The organism is Streptomyces otsuchiensis (assembly GCF_004305975.1).
Lineage (GTDB): Bacteria > Actinomycetota > Actinomycetes > Streptomycetales > Streptomycetaceae > Streptomyces > Streptomyces otsuchiensis.
Genome location: NZ_BHZI01000222.1, coordinates 5,747 through 9,830, shown reverse-complemented (window position 1 = coordinate 9,830; position 4,084 = coordinate 5,747). Strand labels below are relative to the sequence as shown.

3 protein-coding genes and 3 tRNA genes are annotated in these 4,084 nt (G+C 68.6%); 3 read left to right on the top strand and 3 right to left on the bottom strand.

The genetic code is table 11. The features are described from left to right. Positions 1–158 precede the first annotated feature (158 nt). The 3 genes from E0D90_RS19440 (at position 159) to E0D90_RS19430 (ending at position 452) form a co-directional block, all read left to right on the top strand. A tRNA-Glu gene (locus E0D90_RS19440) sits at positions 159–231 on the top strand. A 42-nt stretch (positions 232–273) separates the two neighbouring features. Next, positions 274–348: transfer RNA gene (locus tag E0D90_RS19435), tRNA-Asp, on the top strand. Between the two features lie 27 nt (positions 349–375). Further along, a tRNA-Phe gene (locus E0D90_RS19430) sits at positions 376–452 on the top strand. Positions 453–713: 261 nt separating this feature from the next. On the opposite strand, the gene E0D90_RS19425 is transcribed toward E0D90_RS19430, so the two are convergent. The 3 genes from E0D90_RS19425 to E0D90_RS19415 form a co-directional block, all read right to left on the bottom strand. Further along, positions 714–1,835: a TerC family protein gene (locus tag E0D90_RS19425; RefSeq protein ID WP_103528796.1), complete on the bottom strand. Its 1,122-nt coding sequence runs from the start codon at positions 1,833–1,835 to the stop codon at positions 714–716. A gap of 543 nt (positions 1,836–2,378) precedes the next feature. After that, positions 2,379–3,419: a hypothetical protein gene (locus tag E0D90_RS19420; RefSeq protein WP_227870334.1), complete on the bottom strand. Its 1,041-nt coding sequence runs from the start codon at positions 3,417–3,419 to the stop codon at positions 2,379–2,381. Next, positions 3,407–4,084: hypothetical protein (locus tag E0D90_RS19415; RefSeq protein WP_227870333.1), on the bottom strand; the 678-nt coding region annotated here is incomplete at its 5' end. The genes E0D90_RS19415 and E0D90_RS19420, both read right to left, overlap by 13 nt.

Genomic DNA, 4,084 nt, shown 5'->3' with positions numbered 1-4,084 from the left:
GACGGGATCAGGCCCGCCCGCCCCGCCGGCGGGCCTCGCGGACGGCGGCGGCGAGGCCCGGACGTGCCGCCTCCGAATACGTTTTGGCGATCCGAGCGGCTATCCCATATGCTTCTCACGTCCCCGACGGCGCCGAGAAGCGCTCAGGCGGGCCACCAGCCCTCATCGTCTAGTGGCCTAGGACGCCGCCCTTTCAAGGCGGTAGCACGGGTTCGAATCCCGTTGGGGGCACGCTCAACCATGTGTGGAATGATCTTCCACTCATGTGCGCAAGGTCCTGTGGAGCAGTTTGGAGTGCTCGCCACCCTGTCAAGGTGGAGGCCGCGGGTTCAAATCCCGTCAGGACCGCTTGCAGATCACTCCGGTGAACTGCGTGGCTGGGTAGCTCAGTTGGTACGAGCGATCGCCTGAAAAGCGATAGGTCGCCGGTTCGATCCCGGCCCCAGCCACCACCATGAGAACGCCCCGGACGGCATGCCGTCCGGGGCGTTCTCGTTGCTTGCCCGAGCAACAGACCACACCTGGCCGCGATCGTCCCCAGAGGCTTCAGCCTGTTACCGCCGCGCGGGCGAAGGAGGCCGCCGAAGGACTTCGGGTTCGCACCGGGCGCCGGAGTTCGTCCAGGGCCGCCCGCCGTGTGCGGCCGGCGCCACAGGCCGAACGCGGGGCGGTCCCCGGCCGCCGGTGCCCCAGGCACCGACGGCCGATCGTGGTCAGGCGGAGTCGGACGGGCGGCTGCCGTGGGAATCCCCGGACCGCCCGGCGCCGTCCTCGTCGGCATCGACAGACCCGTCCGTCCCCGGCGCGGCCGAGGGTGCGGCCGAGGGCGCGTCGGCGGGTGCGTCGGCGGCACCCTCCCCGGTCCCGGGCGAGGTCCCGTCCTCGGCCCCGGCGTCCTCCTCGGACTGACCGCGGGTGGCCACCAGCGACCAGATGATCGAGACAGCGAGGGTCACGACGATCACCCCGAGGGTGAGCGGAATCGGCAGCTTGCCCACCGGGGTCTCCGAGAGGATCAGCTTGACGCCCGCGAAGGCCAGCACGACCGCCAGGCCGTAGTGCAGATGCGTGAAGCGGCGCAGCAGCCCGGCGAGGCAGAAGTAGAGGCTGCGCAGGCCCAGGATGGCGAAGGCGTTGGCGGTCCACACCAGGAACGTGTTGGTGGTGATCGCCAGGACGGCGGCGACGGAGTCGACGGCGAAGACCAGGTCGGTGGCCTCCACTGCGATCAGCACCACGAAGAGCAGGGTCGCGACCCGGCGGCCGTTGACGCGGGTGAAGAACTTCGCGTCGTGGAACTTGGGGTCGGTCGGGATGATCTTCCGGACGATGCGGACGACGGGGTTGCGGTCCGGGTGGACCTCCTCGTCCTTGGAGACCACCAGCTTGTAGCCGGTCCAGATCAGGAACGCGCCGAAGACGTAGGCGGTCCAGAAGAAGAGCTCCAGCAGTTCCGCGCCGACGAAGATGAACACGAACCGCGCGACCAGCGCGCCGAGGACGCCCCAGATGAGGACCTTGTGCTGGTAGGCGTCCGGCACGCCGAAGAACGTGAAGACCAGCGCGAAGACGAAGATGTTGTCGACCGAGAGCGCCTTCTCGATCAGATAGCCGGCGTAGTAGGTCGACGCCACCTCACCGCCCTGCCAGGCCAGGAGGATCAGACCGAAGGCGAGGCCGATGGCGATCCAGATGCCGCTCCAGATCGCCGCCTCCCGAAAGCCGATGACGTGGTTGTCGCGGTGGGCGAACAGGTCGACGGCCAGCATGAGGCAGATGCCGAGCGCGACCGCACCCCACACCCATAGGGGGACGGCGAACGACAGTTCATTCATCGCAGAATGTTCCTCTTCAACTTTCGGTGGCGGAGAAGCTCACAAGCAGACAATACGGCTACCGCCGGGCCGCCGGGTGGTTGCCCAGGGGCCTGCGGCTCGCACCTCCTGTGATGATGCCGCTCGCCGGCGGCCGGTGGGTGTGGACTCCGCGCAGGTGTGGTGCGGAGCCGGCCGCAGCGCTCCCGGAGTCGCGGCATCCGGTACCCGGCCGGAGGGCCGGCACCGGGCGTGCGACTTTCCTCCGACCCGCCCCCGTATCGACAGGTGAAGGGCGGGACACGCGGGAGCACCCACCCACGGGACGTGGCGGCAGGCAGCGGGTGCGGGAACGGCGGTGGGAAGGGTCCGGGGGCTCACCCTCTGATCTCCGATGTCCGCCAAAGCGGATCAAGCCCTCCTCCGGCGTCCCCGAGCGCGACGCACGGACGGCGAGGTTCGGGGTCGCCGAGTGCCGCGCGCGTCTCTCGCTGTGCCAGAACCGTTCGTGCGCGGCCTGCCGGCCTGCGGTCATCCGGTCCACGCCGCAGCGCCGGGGCGGTGTCAGCGGACGATGGCCTGGATCTCCTGGACGGTGACGTCCTGGGTCGTGCCGAACTCCCCGTCGGGCAGCGTCGCGCCACTACCGTCCGAGCCTTCCCAGCTGACCTCCCACACCACGGTCGCACTGAACGGGTACGGGCCACCGTTGTGCGTCGCCCGGTGGTAGGTGACGCCGCAGGCCGGAGTGGATCCCGCATCGGAAGAGGTGTAGGGCCGGCCCACGCCACCGTCCGCTCCGACCGCGCAGCCGTCGTGCACCGTGGCATCGGCCGTCCCCGGGTCCAACTCCACGCGGGACGGGGTGGCGGTGACCGTCGCCGACAGCTGCGAGTAGCCACTGATCGACGCCGTGACCGAGACAGGCGCCAGGTCGGAGGCGTCCATCCACACCCAGGTGTCGAGGTTCACCTTCTGCGCGTCGGCGGCGGGGCTCAACTCGGCTCGCAGCTGAGGGATCTCCACCTCCGCGTACGCCAACTCCGCCAGCATCTCGGGGGTGGGAGCACCCGGATACGGGGGCGGGGTGTCGTCGTAATCCACCCAGAAGATCCGCGACTCACAGCTCACAGTCGAACTGTCCGGGTGGTTCGGGTTCGAGTGCACCGTCCACCAGGCGCCCTCGTCCTCCCGCCCGATGTTGTGATCCTCGTACTCGCTGCCCTCGCCGTACGTCTCGTCGTGCTGGTCGATGATGCGCTGGGCGTCAGTGCCCTCGGTCTTGCGCGCGGTCGGCTCCGCGTAGGTATCCCACCACGTCTTGAACTCCGACGCGGACCAGCGGGGGGCGTAGTAGCAGGGCGGTGGCGACCAGTCGGTCTGCCGCCCGGTGAGAGAACCGCCGGCACCAGAGCGCGGCGGATCGAAGACGACGCCTCCGACGCCTACATCGGAGACGCTTGTGTTCAGCTTGTTGCCATTGCGGTCTCCACGAACCTCTCCTCCTCGGTCACCTCGACCACCACCGTCTGTGGCGACATCAGATGCCGTCGACAACAAGAGGACCGCACCGACCAGTGCACCGACCGAGCTCAGCGCGCGCACTTATCGTCCTCCCGCTCGGTCGTGAGGACCACGGTCTGCCAGACCCCATCGCCGTTCAGTTCCTGACGCGAGGTGTAGTAGTAAGTGCCACTGTCCGGCTCTTTCTCACCACTGTCCACCTTCACCAGGTAGGACTCGGACATGTCCGCACAGTACGTGGCGACGGCCGCCGTGCTCGACTGCATCTCGAGAGTGCGGTTGTAGTAGTACGTGGTGCCTCCGAAGGAGAGACCGTCATCATGCATCCCGGCGGCGAACTCAAGGCTCTCCAGCAGCGCCGTGTCCGCCTGATAGAACGGCAGCGACGGCACCTTCGTGTCACCGCTGGTGACCGCCTCGTCGACGGCGTTGATGGCGTGTTCCTGGTCGGCGAGGACCGCGAGTTCGACCGGGTCATCGGTGTCGACCTCTTCGAAGACGTTGTTCACGTCGTCGGGGAGGGTGATCTCCGGGCGGTCGACACCGTCGTCGGACGGGTCGTCCTCAGCCGATCCGTCCTCCCCCTCGTCGCTCTCCTCGTCCTCCGGGTCCGGCGACGCCGAGGAGTCGGCGTCGACTCCGGGCGGTGCGTCATCGGCGGAGTCGTCACCCCCGCCACAAGCGGTGGCGAGAAGACCGGTCGCCAGCACGGCCGCGACCACGGAGGCAGAGATTCGGCGCCGCAT

Excerpts from the sequence above, each read along its gene's own strand:
- E0D90_RS19425 (WP_103528796.1), bottom strand. The coding sequence starts at position 1,835 with ATGAATGAACTGTCGTTCGCCGTCCCCCTATGGGTGTGGGGTGCGGTC.